Annotated in this window: 11 protein-coding genes; 5 read left to right on the top strand and 6 right to left on the bottom strand. The window is 35.9% G+C overall.

Annotation, left to right across the window (positions count from 1 at the left end):
* Nucleotides 1-13: 13 nt before the first annotated feature.
* From WCV66_RS14465 to gltB, 3 genes are all read right to left on the bottom strand, one after another.
* The gene (locus tag WCV66_RS14465; RefSeq protein ID WP_338785821.1) at nucleotides 14-2002 is read right to left on the bottom strand and encodes a beta-galactosidase; all 1989 of its coding nucleotides are present in this window, start codon (nucleotides 2000-2002) and stop codon (nucleotides 14-16) included.
* A 227-nt stretch (nucleotides 2003-2229) separates the two neighbouring features.
* A complete protein-coding gene (gene gltD, locus WCV66_RS14460; protein WP_338785820.1) occupies nucleotides 2230-3714 on the bottom strand; it encodes a glutamate synthase small subunit in 1485 nt (494 codons plus the stop codon).
* 15 nt (nucleotides 3715-3729) lie between these two features.
* A complete protein-coding gene (gene gltB / locus WCV66_RS14455; protein WP_338785819.1) occupies nucleotides 3730-8295 on the bottom strand; it encodes a glutamate synthase large subunit in 4566 nt (1521 codons plus the stop codon).
* Between the two features lie 172 nt (nucleotides 8296-8467).
* Between gltB and WCV66_RS14450 the strand changes: the two genes are divergently transcribed.
* Both WCV66_RS14450 and WCV66_RS14445 read left to right on the top strand, forming a co-directional pair.
* Nucleotides 8468-9370, top strand: a complete 903-nt coding sequence (locus WCV66_RS14450) for a LysR family transcriptional regulator (RefSeq protein ID WP_338785818.1) — start codon at nucleotides 8468-8470, stop codon at nucleotides 9368-9370.
* A gap of 290 nt (nucleotides 9371-9660) precedes the next feature.
* Nucleotides 9661-9843 carry a hypothetical protein gene (locus WCV66_RS14445; protein ID WP_066327605.1) on the top strand — a complete coding sequence of 61 codons (183 nt, stop codon included), beginning with the start codon at nucleotides 9661-9663 and terminating at the stop codon, nucleotides 9841-9843.
* Between the two features lie 149 nt (nucleotides 9844-9992).
* Here the strand turns inward: WCV66_RS14445 and WCV66_RS14440 are convergent, their stop codons facing one another.
* On the bottom strand, nucleotides 9993-10787 hold the full coding sequence (locus tag WCV66_RS14440; protein ID WP_338785817.1) for a glycerophosphodiester phosphodiesterase: 795 nt from the start codon (nucleotides 10785-10787) through the stop codon (nucleotides 9993-9995).
* Between the two features lie 214 nt (nucleotides 10788-11001).
* Between WCV66_RS14440 and WCV66_RS14435 the strand changes: the two genes are divergently transcribed.
* Nucleotides 11002-11763: an NADPH-dependent oxidoreductase gene (locus WCV66_RS14435; RefSeq protein WP_338785816.1), complete on the top strand. Its 762-nt coding sequence runs from the start codon at nucleotides 11002-11004 to the stop codon at nucleotides 11761-11763.
* A gap of 151 nt (nucleotides 11764-11914) precedes the next feature.
* Entirely contained in the window at nucleotides 11915-12073 is a 159-nt protein-coding gene (locus WCV66_RS14430) for an anti-repressor SinI family protein (RefSeq protein WP_157094413.1), read from the top strand.
* 70 nt (nucleotides 12074-12143) lie between these two features.
* Here the strand turns inward: WCV66_RS14430 and WCV66_RS14425 are convergent, their stop codons facing one another.
* A complete protein-coding gene (locus WCV66_RS14425) occupies nucleotides 12144-12422 on the bottom strand; it encodes a hypothetical protein (RefSeq protein ID WP_338785815.1) in 279 nt (92 codons plus the stop codon).
* Nucleotides 12423-12443: 21 nt separating this feature from the next.
* Nucleotides 12444-14789, bottom strand: coding sequence for an RNA polymerase recycling motor HelD (gene helD, locus WCV66_RS14420; protein ID WP_338785814.1), 2346 nt, complete (start codon nucleotides 14787-14789; stop codon nucleotides 12444-12446).
* A gap of 244 nt (nucleotides 14790-15033) precedes the next feature.
* Between helD and WCV66_RS14415 the strand changes: the two genes are divergently transcribed.
* Entirely contained in the window at nucleotides 15034-16578 is a 1545-nt protein-coding gene (locus tag WCV66_RS14415) for a bifunctional metallophosphatase/5'-nucleotidase (protein WP_338785813.1), read from the top strand.
* Nucleotides 16579-16623: the final 45 nt, after the last annotated feature.

The following is a 16623-nucleotide window of genomic DNA, read 5'->3' as shown; positions in this document are numbered from 1 at the left end:
AATGTTTCCTCCTTTATTTTTGAAATTCAACCATTTTGCATTCAAATGGTCCAATTTCTAATTTCCCGGATTCTATCTCTATTTTGTTTTTTATATCATATCCCTTAAAAGGTATTGTCACAGAACCGCCATTACCATCCATGTTGATCATTAACCATATTATAGATTGGTCATTTTCTCTAGGTGCTACAATTGTTCCAGGAGTAACATCTGTTCTTTGATTTACATCAGCTAAAATAGAATAATGGTCGATCATCCTTTTTAAGAGAACATCTCCTTCACGCCCTATTGGCATTGCTCCAAGCATAACGATCTTCCCTTTTCCAAGCGAATGCTCTGTTAAGAATGATTTTCCTGCAGATAATCCTTCCGTAATGGTGCCAACTGAATGCTCCTCGCTATACTCAAAAACTGTACTCCATAATCCCAAAGGTGCTGTACAGCCAAATGCAGAACCGATTGTTCCACTCTGATCCATAGGATAAGTAAAAAGTACTTCAACACCTGCTAGCTTTTCAAGTTCTCCTAATGCACGATCTGTGTGGATAGTATGTTCTTCAGTACGGCCTCCAGTTAAAGGACCTACAATCCAAATCCCGCCATTTTCAACAAAATGTTTAGCACGTATCAAATAATCATCAGATAAAAAATGAATGAATGGCGTAAGGACAACTTTATATCCTTCAAAACTAGCTCCTTCAGGTATTACATCACGATGAATTCCCATTGATAATATACGCTCATAATAATTTGTTACTAAACCGCGATGATTTAACCCTTTGTGCGGCTCTGTTGCTAAAAAAACTTTTGCTCGATCAGAATAGGTGATCGCTAAATCAGCCTGTACAGGTTTTGTAGACAGAATGATTGGCTCAAATTCTTTCCGCATATGTTCAACTTCTATGACATTTTTGTATCCTACTGTTGGCTTTCCCCAAGCACTTATGACGGAGCTATGGGGCTGTTCACATCCCGTTCGTTGCTGTCTCCAAAGCCAGTAGCAAAAACCTTCGGCACCTAAGGCATAGGCAGCAGCGGCTTCAGCCTTTAAATATCCGTTTGGATGTGGTGATGCATAGCTCTCTAATGAAGCCGCAAAGGATGTACTAGTTTCCATTATCCAGAAATCTTTGCCCTTTTTAAAATTTCTCCATAAATCACAATTAATTAAATAAGCAGGAAAATTTTCAATCGATGCATAGGTGTCAAAGGAGGCAAAATCAAGATTTTTAAAAAGCCGCTCATTATCAACACTGAAAGCAATGCTGCTATTATGAGTTATTGGTGCACTTGAATAGGTTCTAATCACTTCAGCCTGCTGGTCAGAAAACTCTGCAATTTTTTCCATTGAAAAAATCTTATACATAGTATTTAAAGAAGAGTTATGGAGAAATGGTGCAGGACCTGGCTGGGGCACTTGTTCAAAATGATGATAGTATTCACTCCAAATATGTGTACCCCAAGCTTCATTTAAATTTTCAATCGTCTTATAACGGTTCTTCAGCCATTCATGCCATAATGATTTACATGTTTCACACATACATTCACTTACATGACACTTAAACTCATTATCGATCTGCCAACCTATTATTCCCGGGTGGTTCCCAAGTGTTTGGGCAATATGCTCAGTAATAATTGCTGCTCTTTCTCTAAAATAATGATTATTCGTACAAGCATGCTGTCTAGAGCCGTGTCCCATTGTTCGTCCATCTCGATCAACATACATTCGTTCAGGATGCTTATATGTAAACCAGATTGGCGGAGTTGGTGTAGGTGTGCAAAATATAGTCTCTATTCCGTGTTCATAAAGCTTATTCACAATATCCTTAAAAAAACTCAGATTAATTTGGTCTTCAATTGGTTCCATTGTTGACCAAGCAAATTCTCCAATTCTAACAACATTGATTCCCGTTTCCAGCATTAGCTTAATATCCTGTTCAATGACATCCTCAGTCCATAATTCAGGATAATAAGCTGCTCCATGATAAAGTTTTTTACTCAAAATTAGCTCTTCCTTTCAAATTTTGTCGTTAACCTAAAAACCTTTCTTTTATCATAAGCAAAGGAATCATAATAAGACTATCGTACATTTTTGATAGGTATATATTTTTAAATAAATACATTTTTGCAAGAATAGTATTTTATTGTTTTATCAATTAAGGAATACAAAAAAATGGCATGAAGTGTTTTTGCAAACACTTCATGCCATTATCTTTTATATATGATAAATTATGCTAAAACTGTACTACCCATTAAATAAAGATCAACTTCGCGTGCTGCTTCACGGCCTTCGTTAATCGCCCATACGATTAAGCTTTGACCACGTCTTGCATCCCCAGCAGCAAAGACGCCCTCAACGTTTGTTTTAAAGTCGCCATATTTTGCTGCAACAACATTTCTAGCAGTTGTCTCAACGTTAAATTGCTTTAATACTGGTTGTTCTGCACCTTCAAATCCAATAGCGATGAAAACTAATTGAGCAGGCCAAACTTTTTCACTACCTGGAATTTCTTTGAAGTAGTATAAGCCATTTTCATCCTTAAGTTTTTCCATTTGAATTGTATGCAGCTCTTTTAGATTTCCATTTTCATCTGAAACAAGCTTTTTCGTTTGAATAGAATATTCGCGAGGGTCATTACCGAATTTCGCTTCGGCTTCCTCATAAGCATATTCCATCGTGAATACATGTGGAGCTTCAGGCCACATATTTTCATGTGTACGAGACATTGGAAGTTTTGGATGTTTACCAAATTGAACAACGCTTTTGCAATTTTGACGAATAGCTGTAGCTACACAGTCAGCACCTGTATCTCCACCACCAATTACGATTACATCTTTACCTTCAGCATTTACAAAATTGCCATCTTCAAAATTAGAATCAAGATAGCTTTTTGTTGAAGTTGTTAAGTAATCCATTGCAAAATGAACACCATTTGCCTCGCGACCTTCAATAACTAAGTCACGTTGCTTTTGTGCCCCAACACAAAGGATGACTGCATCGTATTGTTCACGTAGTTCTTCAGAGGTAATATCTTTACCAATTTCAGTATTAGTAATAAAGGTAATTCCTTCTTGGCTTAGTAAATTGATACGTCGTTCCACAATCCCTTTATCAAGCTTCATGTTTGGAATACCATAAGTTAATAATCCACCCGGACGGTCTGCTCGTTCATAAACAGTAACAAGGTGGCCAGCTTGGTTTAGTTGGTCAGCACTTGCTAAACCAGCAGGTCCAGAACCAACAATTGCGATTTTTTTACCTGTACGTTTTTCTGGAATACGTGGTGTAATCCATCCATTTGCAAAGCCTTTGTCAATAATTGCTTTTTCAATGTTTTTAATCGTAACAGCTGGGTCTGAAATCGCAACGTTACATGATCCTTCACATGGTGCAGGGCATACTCTTCCTGTAAATTCAGGAAAATTATTTGTTTTTAATAAACGGTCTAATGCTTCTTTCCATCTTCCACGATAGACTAAGTCATTCCACTCAGGAATTAAGTTATGAATTGGACATCCTGAAGTGAAACCATTAATCTCAGTACCAATGTGACAGAAAGGAGTAGCGCAGTCCATACAGCGCGCTCCTTGTCTGCTTAACTTATCCTCAGAGAAAGGAGCTGAATACTCTTTCCAGTCATTTAAACGTGTAAGAGGCTCACGTTCGGCCGCCTCTTCACGTTTAAATTCTAAAAATCCTGTTGCTTTCCCCATCTTCCTCTCCCCTTTCTACTGTACTACTGCTTTGGAACGCGCTGTTTTAGACGCAGGTCCCTTTTTTTCAGATTTTGCATTTGCTTCAAACGCACTCATGATAGCTTCGTCATTTGTTAATCCCGCTTGCATTTGTTCAGCAATTTTTTCCATCATACGTTTGTAATCCTTTGGAATTACTTTCACAAATTTCGGTAAAGTTTCATTCCATTGCTCTAATACAAACTCAGCCTTCGCGCTATTTGTATAACGGAAATGAGCTTGAATCATATCCTCGACCAATCTGATTTCTTCGTCATCAACTAAGCTTTCGAATTCAATCATTTCAGAGTTACATAGAGCTTTAAATTCTTCTTTATTATCAGCAAGTACGTAAGCAATTCCACCTGACATACCTGCACCAAAGTTCTTACCTACTTCTCCTAGGATTACAACACGGCCACCAGTCATATATTCACAGCCGTGATCACCGACACCTTCAACAACCACATTTGCACCAGAGTTACGAACACCAAAACGCTCACCAGCACGTCCATTGATGTATGCTTCACCACTAGTTGCCCCATAGAACGGAACGTTACCAATGATGACATTGTCAGCTGACACAATGCTTGATTCTTCAGGTGGAGCAACAATAATCTTACCACCAGATAATCCTTTACCAACATAGTCATTGGAATCACCAGTTAAATGCATTGTTACACCTTTAGGAATGAATGCTCCAAAGCTTTGACCAGCTGATCCTGTAAAGCGTAGTGTAATTGTATCTTCAGGTAATCCTTCTTCACCATAACGTTTAGAAATTTCACTGCCGACAATTGTTCCTGCAACACGGTTAATATTTTTGATCGTAAATGATGCATCAACCGAAGTTCCAGTTTCAATTCCTTTCGCCACTGCAGGTAAAATTTCAACCATGTCAAGTGATTGTTCAATTTTATGGTTTTGCTTAAATTTAGCAGTACGTACACCCTCAGGCTGATATAAAAGTGTAGTTAAATCTAAGTGTTTTGCTTTCCAGTGTGCTTTTGCACGATCGCTTACTTGTAATACATCTGTGCTACCAACCATCTCTTCCATGTTTCTGAAGCCTAGCTCAGCCATGATCTCGCGAACCTCTTGTGCAACAAAACGCATGTAGTTAACAATATGATCAGGATCACCAGTAAATTTATCACGAAGCTCTGGATTTTGTGTTGCGACACCAACTGGACAAGTATCCAAATGACAAACACGCATCATAATACAACCCATAACAACTAAAGGAGCAGTTGCAAAGCCATATTCTTCTGCACCTAATAGGGCTGCCATAACAACATCGCGACCTGTCATTAATTTCCCATCTGTTTCTAATACAACTCGATCACGTAGACCGTTTAACATCAATGTTTGATGTGCTTCAGCTAATCCAAGCTCCCAAGGTAAACCGGTATGCTTAATACTCGTTTTCGGAGATGCACCTGTACCACCATCATAACCACTAATGACAATAACATCTGCAGCACCTTTTGCAACACCAGCTGCAATTGTACCTACTCCAGATTTAGAAACTAGCTTAACACTAATACGCGCATCGCGATTTGAGTTTTTCAAATCATGAATAAGCTGTGCTAAATCTTCAATTGAGTAAATATCATGATGTGGAGGAGGTGAAATCAATCCCACACCAGGTGTAGAACCACGAACATCTGCAACCCAAGGGTATACTTTATTACCAGGTAATTGACCACCCTCACCAGGCTTAGCTCCTTGAGCCATTTTGATTTGAAGTTCATCAGCATTGACTAGATAATGACTTTTCACACCAAAACGTCCTGAAGCAATTTGTTTAATCGCACTGCGGCGGAAATCACCGTTTTCATCAGCGATGTAACGTTTTGAATCTTCTCCACCCTCACCACTGTTGCTTTTTCCGCCTAAACGGTTCATAGCAATAGCCAATGTTTCGTGAGCTTCCTTACTTAAAGATCCAAATGACATTGCACCTGTTTTAAATCGTTTAACAATAGAATCTACTGATTCAACTTCATCAATTGAAATCGCTTGTCTCTCATTATTAAATGCAAATAAGTTACGTAAGAAGCCGATTCTCTCTTCATTTGCAGAAGTTGAGAATTTTTTAAATAGGTCATAATCATTTTTACGACAAGCCCATTGCAAAGTATGGATTGTTGTCGGATTAAACGCGTGAAATTCCCCTGTTTTTCTCCACTGGAAGTCACTACCTGAATCTAATGTCTTATCTACTTTGTCTGAATAAGCATCTTTATGACGTAATGTTGCTTCAGTAGCAATTGTTTCTAAATCAATTCCACCGAGCTGTGATGCTGTTCCAGTAAAGAAACGATCGATTACATCTGAACATATACCTACAGCTTCAAAAATTTGTGCGCCACGGTAGCTTTGTACAGTTGAAATCCCCATTTTAGACATTACTTTTACGACACCTTCTGTAACACCCTTGATGTATTTCGCAACTGTTTCCTCATAGCTCACAGTTAAACTTCCGTCTAACACAGCTTCTTTATAAGTTGCAAAAGTTAGGTAAGGATTAATCGCATCAACACCATATCCAATTAAAGCCGCAAAATGATGAACCTCTCTAACCTCTCCTGATTCGATCACTATGCTTGCCTTTGTACGTGTTCCTTGACGAATTAGATGCTGATGTAAAGCACTGACTGCTAATAATGCAGGAATCGCCACTTTCTCTGAATTCATCGCACGATCAGATAAGATAATGATATTAACATCTTCAGCAATTGCTTTTTCTGCTTCAGCAAAAATCTCTTGTAAAGAAGACTCTAAATTTTCTGTAAATAAAGTGTCGATTGTTATGCTTTTAAACCCAGGATAAAGGTTCAAACGTAATTGTGATAATTGATCGTTAGAAAGAACTGGAGAATCCAGTTGAATTCTACGCGCATTACCTTTATTTGGATGAAGGATGTTACCTTCTGTACCTAACAATGTCATAGTTGAAGTTACAATCTGCTCTCTAATTGCATCAATTGGCGGGTTTGTAACTTGGGCAAATAGTTGTTTAAAGTAATTGAATAATGATTGTGGACGATCTGACAGCACAGCAAGTGGTGTGTCATTCCCCATTGATCCAAGTGGATCCTTACCTTCTGTAATAATTGGAAGTAAATATTTTTGAATATCTTCATACGTATACCCAAATGCACGTTGACGCTCTGAAAGGTCTGAAATCACTTCTTCAACAAGCATCTCTGTATCATTAAGTTTAATTAGTTGGTCATTTAACCATTCTTGATAAGGCTCTTCATTTGCCATTTCATCTTTAATTTCATCATCAGAAATAATACGGCCTTCTTCTAAGTCAATTAGCAGCATTTTACCAGGACTTAAACGATCTTTATAAAGTACATTCTCTTCTTCTACTTCAATAACTCCTACCTCAGATGAGAAGATGATATAATCATCCTTCGTTACATAGTAACGTGCTGGACGTAAACCATTTCTATCTAAAATAGCACCAATTTGCTTTCCATTTGTAAATGAAATGGCGGTCGGACCATCCCATGGCTCCATTAAGCAACTATGGTATTCATAAAATGCTCTCTTCTCAGGACTCATATGAGGATTCTCAGTCCAAGGCTCAGGAATCATCATCATCGCAGCATGTGCTGGTTTACGTCCTGCTAATACGAAGAATTCAAATGCATTATCTAATATTGAAGAGTCACTTCCATCTGCATCTAAGATTGGTAGAACTTTTTCAAGATCATCACCAAATGCTTCAGATACAAACTGTTGCTCTCTCGCTTTCATCCAATTCATGTTTCCACGAAGTGTATTAATTTCACCATTATGAATTAAATAACGATTTGGATGTGCTCTTTCCCAGCTTGGGAATGTGTTCGTACTAAAGCGTGAGTGAACTAAAGAAAATGCTGATACAAAGTCTTGATCTTGCAGGTCTAGATAGAAAGCATCAACCTGTTCAGGAGTTAAAAGACCTTTGTAAACGATAGTACTGCTTGAAAGACTAGTAAAGTAGAAACGTAGTTCACGGTCTCTAGCCCAATTTTCAGCTTGTTTACGAATCACATATAATTTACGTTCAAAGGTAATATTATCTTCAATGCTATCATTTGCTCCAATAAAAACTTGGCGAACAACTGGGCAGCTCATTTTCGCAACAGGTCCAATATCATCAGCATTGACAGGAACGTTTCTCCAGCCTAATATCTGCTGACCTTCTGCTTCAATAAAATTGTTAAGTTGTTCCTCAATTTGTAATCGTTCTGCGTCGTCATTAGAAAAGAACATCATCCCTACACCATAACGACCACTTTCAGGAAGATTCATCTCCTGGCAAGTTTTTTTGAAGAATGCATCAGGAATTTGCACCATTAAACCAGCGCCATCTCCTGTAAGTGGGTCACTGCCTTGTCCGCCCCTGTGGTCTAATTGACAAAGCATGTTTAGTCCTTTTTTTACAATATCATGTGTAGCGTGGCCTTTAATATGAGCGTATAAACCAATACCGCATGCGTCATGTTCAAATTCAGGACGGTAGAGACCTTGTGCTTTTGGAATTTGATTGTAAGTCATGTATATCTCCCCCCGTTAGATAATCTTACACCCGATAATTTTCAGATAATTACATTATATCTTTGCAAATTGATGTTAACAATATATAATTTAGATAGATTCAATCTAATTTTGATATATATAGGTTTTGTTCTAATTAATCTAATTTTGATATATATGATCGGAGGACACGATGGAATTACGTCAATTATATTATTTTATGGAAGTAGCTGAGCGAGAACATGTATCAGAAGCTGCTCAGTTTTTACATGTTGCTCAATCTGCTATCAGCAGACAGATTGCAAATTTAGAGGCAGAGCTAGGTGTTACATTATTCGAAAGAGAAGGACGAAATGTAAAACTTACTCCGATAGGTAAGATATTTCTTGAGCATACGAAAACAGCAATAAAAGCAATCGACTATGCAAAGAAACAAATTGATGAACATCTTGATCCTGAAAGAGGATCGATTAAGATCGGGTTCCCTACAAGCCTTGCTAGTCATTTATTGCCAACAGTTATCACAGCTTTTAAAGAAAAATACCCGAATGTTGCATTTCATTTAAGGCAAGGTTCCTACAAGTTTTTAATTGACTCTGTCATCAATCGTGAAATTGATTTAGCATTTATCGGGCCTGTCCCACAAAATATTCCTGAGATTTCAGGTACGATTTTATTTTCAGAAAATATTTCAGCATTAATTCACGTTTCACACCCATTAGCTTCTAAAAGAAGCATTCTCCTTAATGAATTAAGGAATGATGATTTTGTCTTATTTCCAAGAGGTTATATCCTCCAAGAAATTGCGATCAATGCTTGTAAACAAGCTGGCTTTATTCCTAGCATTTCCTCAGAAGGTGAAGATTTAGATGCAATTAAAGGATTAGTCTCAGCAGGAATGGGTGTCACTTTATTACCTGACAGTACATTCCACGAGGCGATTCCACGGTTTACTGTAAAAATACCGATTGAGCTTCCAATCGTGAGAAGAACCGTCGGGATCATTATTTCGAGTAAAAGAGAACTGGCTCCTTCTGAAAAAGTCTTTTTTGAATATGTTAAGGAATTCTTTTCAATACTAGAGCAATATCAATAGTCATCATTACATAAGGCTAGCTTTACTATCTGGGTTAGCCTTACGTAATACATCATAACAAATAAACATCAGCTTCTCTTTAGGGAATAATTGGGAACTACCTCTTAAGTCAGGACGAGTTTCTTCTATTATATAAGCGTTTTCAATACTTTGTTTTTCATTACTGAGTCTTCTAATTATAAAACTTTATACACCTGTTCATTGGACAAAGGAATGAGAGATCTTACTTTAGCTAAAACTATAATAAATGAAATGGGGTTAAATAAAGACTCAAGGGGGCTTTGTAGATTATGAAAAAAGAAACCTATTTGACAAACGCACCAAAAAAAGAACAAATAACATTGCAAACAGATGGCACATTTCCAAATCTAAAAAATATTGATGGCGATTCTGTAAATGAGCATAAACACCAAGAGGTTGCTAACTCCTTAATCGCTGAGAAAGAAATTGGCCAACAGCAAGAAAATTCATGAATGAACAAAAGCACAAGCGCCTTGATCAGACTAAGGCAGGCATAAGACGCTGGAGCTGGATGTCAAAGCGCTATCAAAAGTTCAAGAATATTATAAATTCTTGAACGATTAAAGAGGCTGACACCATTGGTATCAGCCTTTAATGATATTCACTCCTTGAAATAATCCGGATAATCCGTAACAATTCCATCTACTTTTGCATCCAACAATCCCTTAATTGACTTCAAATCTCTTACTGTGTAAGGCATAACCTTTAATTTATAAGACTGTATTCTTTTAACTAATTTTTTTGTGACGAGTGCTTTATTTGGATTTATATATTGAACAAGTGTAGACCATTCTTTAAGTTGTACATTCGAAATACCATGTACACGATATTTAACAAGCAGACCTAATGGTACATTTGGAACAAATTTATTAAACCGTTGTAATAACTCAAAGTCAAAAGATTGGACAATCACTTCATTGTTATCTAGGTTATGCAAGTTGTTCTTCTTTAGTTCATCTGCAAGTACCTCAGCAATGTTTGGATATAAATTTGGATTTTTTATCTCGATTAACAATCCAACCTTCCCATGAAATTCCGAAATCACCTCTTGAAGACTAGGTATCCTTTGTCCTGAGAATTTCATATGAAACCATCTTCCTGCATCAAGTTTTTTTAATTCTTGAAAGGTAAAATCCCTTACCTCACCTTCACTGTTTGTTGTTCGTGATACATTCGTATCATGTATGACAACTAGCTTGCCATCCTTTGTCATCTGTACATCTAACTCAATATAATCAGCTTTTAACTCTAGCGCTTTTTTAAACGCAGCCATCGTGTTCTCAGGTGAATAGCCAGAAGCACCGCGATGGGCAATTACTAGAAAATTGTTAGGAGTAATTTTCGATTTAGTTAATCGTAGAATGTTTTTCAAAAAGGAGTTTATTAACAATTTCACCCCACCCATCCTTTTGTTTTTTGTTTACTTACAAACTATCTCATAATTGTCATTTGTGATTAGCTTTCGTCATCAACTTACTCGCAGATCGCCTTTTGAAAAGCCTGATGAATAGCACTACTTTGTTACTTAGTTTATCATTTAAATCGAATTATTTGAAAATAATACCAAAGTAAAGTACAGTTACTGCATTAGTGATTGAGGAGGATTAAGCATGAATGAAGTTATTAAAACATTAACAAGTCATCGTTCATTTCGAAAATTTGAAGAAAAACAGATTGAAAATGAACATCTTAATGCGATACTCTCGGCTGCACAAGCAGCTCCTACATGGATTCATGGTCAGCAAGTTTCTGTAATTGTTGTGCAAAATAAGGAGCGGAAACAAAAGCTCGCAACATTTTGCGGGAATCAAGAACACATTAAGCAAGCACCAACATTTTTAGTCTTTTGTGCTGATTTTAATCGAGCAAAAATGGCAAGTGACATCGAAAATGTACCATTCGAAGCTATTCATGATGCAGATATCCTTTTAGTTGGAGCAACAGACGTTGGCATTGCGCTAAGCAATGCCATAGCAGCTTCAGAATCTTTAGGTTTAGGTGTTGTACCGATAGGTGGTATACGCAGACAGCCCCTTGAAGTAATTGAACTTTTACAGTTACCACAGTATGTTATTCCAATTGCTGGTTTATGTATTGGTTATGGAAGCGACGATCCAGGATTAAATCCGCGTTTAGCTAAAGAGACTTTTGTTCATAAAGAAGAATACAACAACAACCAAGAGAAGTACATAAAGTCATATAATGAGGTTTTTAAAGAACAACAATTGATAAAATCAAATGGGCAAAATAACTCAACATGGACAAATAGAATTTCAAGTTTTTATAAAGAAAGCCATTATAACAACAATTATAAAGATGTACCTCAAATGCTAAAACAACAAGGATTTAATTGCAAAGATTTACTTGAGTAAACATAGCTTATATTTTGAATATCTTTTAATCTAGTGTCCTGACAGGTCAATGACCTGTCAGGTTTTTATTTTCACTTAAAAAACTTATTTTTAGGTTTTGTTTCTTAAAATAAAGGGTATTATCTCTAAAAACATCTTAAGGGGGAAAGGTATGAACGCTAACAATAATGTTTTTCTTGCTGGGGATGCTGTTAATGTTAATCAAGAGATAATGTACTTGGTAAAAGAAGCGATGAGATCTGGAATAGGCAAAGAAGATTTTAAACGTTTTATTGAAATGAAAAAGTTTGAAATCAATCGTAATACATAAATATTACACCTAATTGAGGGACTATTTTGTCAACATATTGGTTGATAATAATAGTCCCTTTCTAATGAAATTACTTAATACTTTTAAATTTCTCGATAAAAGGCTTTGGACTTGTTTTTACTGCATAAGCATGCATCCCTTTTGTCGTGTGCAAATAGAGAAAACCCATGTCTTTTGAAAAAAAGCGGTATGAAATATCTAATACTTCATCCAATAAAAAAGAATCAAAAGATGTACAAACCTGCTGAGAAGACAATGTAATCTCGTGCTCCTCTTCCCTTTGGAACTGAATATTATTTTCAATCGATCTCGTAACTATAATATATGGTAGATTTGCAAGGATTTCCACACTGTCCCTCCCTCTTACATACTAAAACTCTTCATTATATAGGTGCTGAGGTATTTCACTGATAAATGGTGTTATTTCTCCTTTATAATATACAAATAATTCATGCATTGCCCGTGTACATGCAGTATAGAAAAGTTTTCTAACATCTTCAGATCCATATTGCTCCTTAGACCCATTAAATATGAAAACTGCATCAAATTCAATGCCTTTTGCTAAATAAGCCGGAATAATGACGACTCCTAAACCAAATTCATTAGTTCTTTTATCAACTAAATGAACTTCCGTTTTCTCTTTTAGTAATTTATATACATTTTCGCTTTCCTGCGCTGTTTTACAAATAATTGCAATTGACTTGTACGAATCTAGTGTTTTAACTCTTTGAGCAATCCCGTTTATTAACGCTTCTGTAGAGTCTTTTTCAACCATAACCGGCTTACTGCCTTGTCGATTAAAGGGATCTATTTCGTTTCCGTTTTCCAGTAGTGCACGTGTAAATTCAATAATTTGTTTAGTTGAACGATAACTCCTTTTTAGCTCAATCCTTTCCGTTCGTTCAGAATCAAATAAAAACTTAAGCGCTTCAATCCCTGAATAAGAATGATGTGCATAAATCGCTTGATTCAAATCACCAAGCACAGTAAATCTCGCATTTGGAAATATATGCTTTATAAAAGCAAATTGAAATGCAGAATAATCTTGGGCTTCATCGATAAACACATATTTAACACTAGTATTTACTTTAAAACCCTCTATTTTCTCCTTAACATATAAAAATGGTGTTGCATCCTCATAGGTGAGCCTTTCATGGTTAATCTCATTAATTGAAAATGAGCAAATATCTGCCCAATCTGAGTCTGAAATTTCATCACCTACGTTTTTTTCAAAGGTTTCTCCTGGCAATTTAAACAATTGCTGATAAATTGCTGGTATATCAATAAAGTCATGGTTAGCAATTTGCTTTTTAATTGAATTGAAATGACGTTTCACAACATATTTACTTAAGTTTTCTTGCTCACGATTAAAATCATCAAACGTATCCTGGGAAAACCTTTTTTGCTTACTCAGCTTTTGATAATAAAATTGATATTCCTCTTTACTTAAAAACTGAATCTCTTCTTCTACCCATTCCTTATTTCGCTCTTTTTTCTCAAGTTTCTTTAGTTCACTTACCAACCAATCTGAAACGAGTTTTACTCGATTAGTAATCGAAATCGTTGGGCTAAGCGAGTAGAAATAGGAATAAATTGCGTCCGAGCTAAAAAGCACATTACCTCTAAATGTGATATCTCGAAAAACCATCCCTTGCTTACCTAAATAAGTAAGATAACTTTCTATTTTATCCATATATTGAAAAGAGGATTTATACTTTGCCGCTTTATGTCTTATTTCATAAAAATCTTCTTTTTGTGCAGTTAACATATACTCCATCTGAGAAAACGGATCCTCAATCTCAAAATATTCTCCAAGAGAATGTTGTAAATATTGTTGAAACGTTGTTTGTTGCATATTTTCTTCACCAAGCTCTGGTAAAACATTTCTAATATAGCTATTAAACATCGGATTTGGTGAAAATAAAAGAATTTCCTCAGCTTCTAATGTTTCTCGATATTTATACAAGAGGAATGCTACTCGTTGGAGAGCGGCAGAAGTCTTACCACTTCCAGCTGCACCTTGAACAATAAGGAGCTTTCCTTTTTCGTTTCGAATCACTTTGTTTTGTTCCTGCTGAATTGTAGCAACTATATTCTTCATTTGTGTATCTGACTGTTTCCCAAGTACTTCTTTAAGAAGCTCATCTCCGATTGTAATTCCGGAATCAAACATACCTTCAATAATTGCATCCTTAATAATAAATTGCCTTTTAAGCTTTAACTCACCACGAACAGTTCCACCAGGTGCAGTAAATTCTGCAGGTCCAAGCGAGTAATCATAATACAAACTTGAAATTGGCGCTCGCCAATCATAGACTAAAAACTCATCTGAGTTACGGTCAAGATAGGAAGCAATTCCTAAATAAATGCTTTCTAATACTCTTTCCCCATCATCTAAAAAATCTATACGCGCAAAATAAGGGGTATCAATAAGTCTTTTTAAATTTTTCAAATCACGATCAAGGTGTTTATGACGATGCTCACGTTCGGATAAAAATTCTGCTTGCTGCTTAATACTTGTTGCTGTTTCCCCTGCTTCAACTGCATCATCCATATTGACAGTGACGTCATCCCAAAAGTTTTTACGAATGTTGACGATATCCGTTTTCACCGAGGATGTTTGTTTTTGTAAAAAAGCAACATCTTCGATCATTTTATTCCTAACAAAATTTATTCTCGATTGCTCTTCCTTTAGATCGTTCTTAAACTGATCCATGTAACCCCGCCTTTTCCTACCACTTTTGTAAAAGCCTTTTACAAAAAGATTACATATTATAAGTCAAAATCATCTTAAAAGTCTTTGTACCCTTATACTTTCGTGGTTTCCTGTTGAAAACCCTACATATAAATTTAGCTTATGTACAAATTTATAAATTCATTAAAACTTTACGCACACTTAAGTTGAAATTAATTTATGAGTGCTAAGCTTATTTTAGAAAATGAATAAGGAGGGATATAACTTGACTAGGCAAAGAAAGATTATCCTGTTTAGCTGTATTAGCCTTCTCCTCTTAACTACATCTGTTTACTCTGCAGCAAATCATTCAACAAGCGGTGATATGGTAAAAGTACAATTACTTGGAATGAATGATTTTCATGGACAATTAAATACATACCAAGAAATTTTCGGGCAAAAAGTTGGAGGTGCAGAGTATGTAGCAGCCTATATTAATAAATTAAAACTTCAACAAAAACATACTATACTTGTTCATGCTGGTGATATGGTCGGTGCTAGTCCACCTATTTCTGCTCTATACCAAGATGAACCAACGATCGAATTTCTAAACCTATTAAAGGTGGATATAGGGACTCTTGGAAATCATGAATTTGATAATGGTGTTCCAGAAATGCAAAGACTATTAAGCGGGGATCAAGAAAATAGCTATAATGGGTCCACTACTTCCTATATTGCCGCAAATGTAATTGAAAAAAAGACAAATTCTCCACTTTTCCCAGCTTTTACAATAAAAGAAATAAACGGAGTTAAAATCGGCTTTATTGGTGTTGTCACAACAGAAACGAATGATTTTGTCGTCTACAAGAATCGAGAGCAAGTAGATATAATTGACGAAGTCACTGCGATTAATCAAGCCACAAGACAATTACTGAATACAGGAGTTAAAGCAATTGTTGTATTAGCTCATGTTTCTGCTACATCAAATCTAACCGGTGATAAACCAGAGCAAGCTATGGTCAAAATGGCACCACTGATACATGATGAAGTAGATGTAATTTTTGCAGGGCATAATCACGCATTTGCGAATACTTTAGTAGATGATAAATTAATTGTTCAAGGATATTCCTATGGTAAAGCGATATCACAAGTACAACTTGAGTTAGATTCTAGGTCAGGTGAAATTATTAAGAAAAATGCAAAAACTCATCTAACTTTGCATCAATTTATTGAACCAGACAAGGCAACAATTAAGCTAATTAATAAATATAAATCGAAGTTAAATTATAAAATGAATGAAGTAATCATGACGGCTAACAACTCAATTTCTAGAAAAAAGGATAAGCAAGGAGAATCCCTTCTCGCAAAATTAATAAGCAAATCAATGATGGAAGAGATGAATACTGATATTGCTTTTATTCATCACGGAGGTATTAGACTAAACTTAAATAAAGGTGATATTACGGTTGAAGATATTTACCGCTCAATACCTTTTAATCACAAGGTGGTAAAAATCAAATTAACAGGAAAGCAAATCAAAGCTGTGTTAGAACAACAGTTGCACAAAAAGAATTTATTACAAACTGTTGGGGTTTCATATCACATTGAAGAAAATACAAAAGCTGGGGGAAAAATCAAAGATTTACGAGACAATAAAGGGAAGGAAATAATACCTTCCCAAGTATATACTGTTGCCATCAGTGACTATTTAGCACTAGGTGGAGATGGTTTTACAGCTTTTAAAGCTGGAAAAATCATCTCAACAGGTGCAATGATCAAAGATGTTTTTATTAAATACATTAAGAATAAAGAGGTCAATGAAAAAAGTTAACATGTGAACTCTTACCTCAATTAGAATTTTGATTCATATTCTCCC

This window comes from Metabacillus rhizosphaerae (assembly GCF_037201795.1).
Lineage (GTDB): Bacteria > Bacillota > Bacilli > Bacillales > Bacillaceae > Metabacillus > Metabacillus rhizosphaerae.
Note: the sequence above shows the minus strand (reverse complement) of the source record. Positions and strands in the feature narration are given on the sequence as shown.

Bases quoted from the DNA above. Each gene is read 5' to 3' on its own strand.
- gltD (WP_338785820.1), bottom strand. From the start codon at position 3,714: ATGGGGAAAGCAACAGGATTTTTAGAATTTAAACGTGAAGAGGCGGCC.
- gltB (WP_338785819.1), bottom strand. From the start codon at position 8,295: ATGACTTACAATCAAATTCCAAAAGCACAAGGTCTCTACCGTCCTGAA.
- WCV66_RS14450 (WP_338785818.1), top strand. From the start codon at position 8,468: ATGGAATTACGTCAATTATATTATTTTATGGAAGTAGCTGAGCGAGAA.
- WCV66_RS14445 (WP_066327605.1), top strand. From the start codon at position 9,661: ATGAAAAAAGAAACCTATTTGACAAACGCACCAAAAAAAGAACAAATA.
- WCV66_RS14435 (WP_338785816.1), top strand. From the start codon at position 11,002: ATGAATGAAGTTATTAAAACATTAACAAGTCATCGTTCATTTCGAAAA.
- WCV66_RS14430 (WP_157094413.1), top strand. From the start codon at position 11,915: ATGAACGCTAACAATAATGTTTTTCTTGCTGGGGATGCTGTTAATGTT.
- helD (WP_338785814.1), bottom strand. From the start codon at position 14,789: ATGGATCAGTTTAAGAACGATCTAAAGGAAGAGCAATCGAGAATAAAT.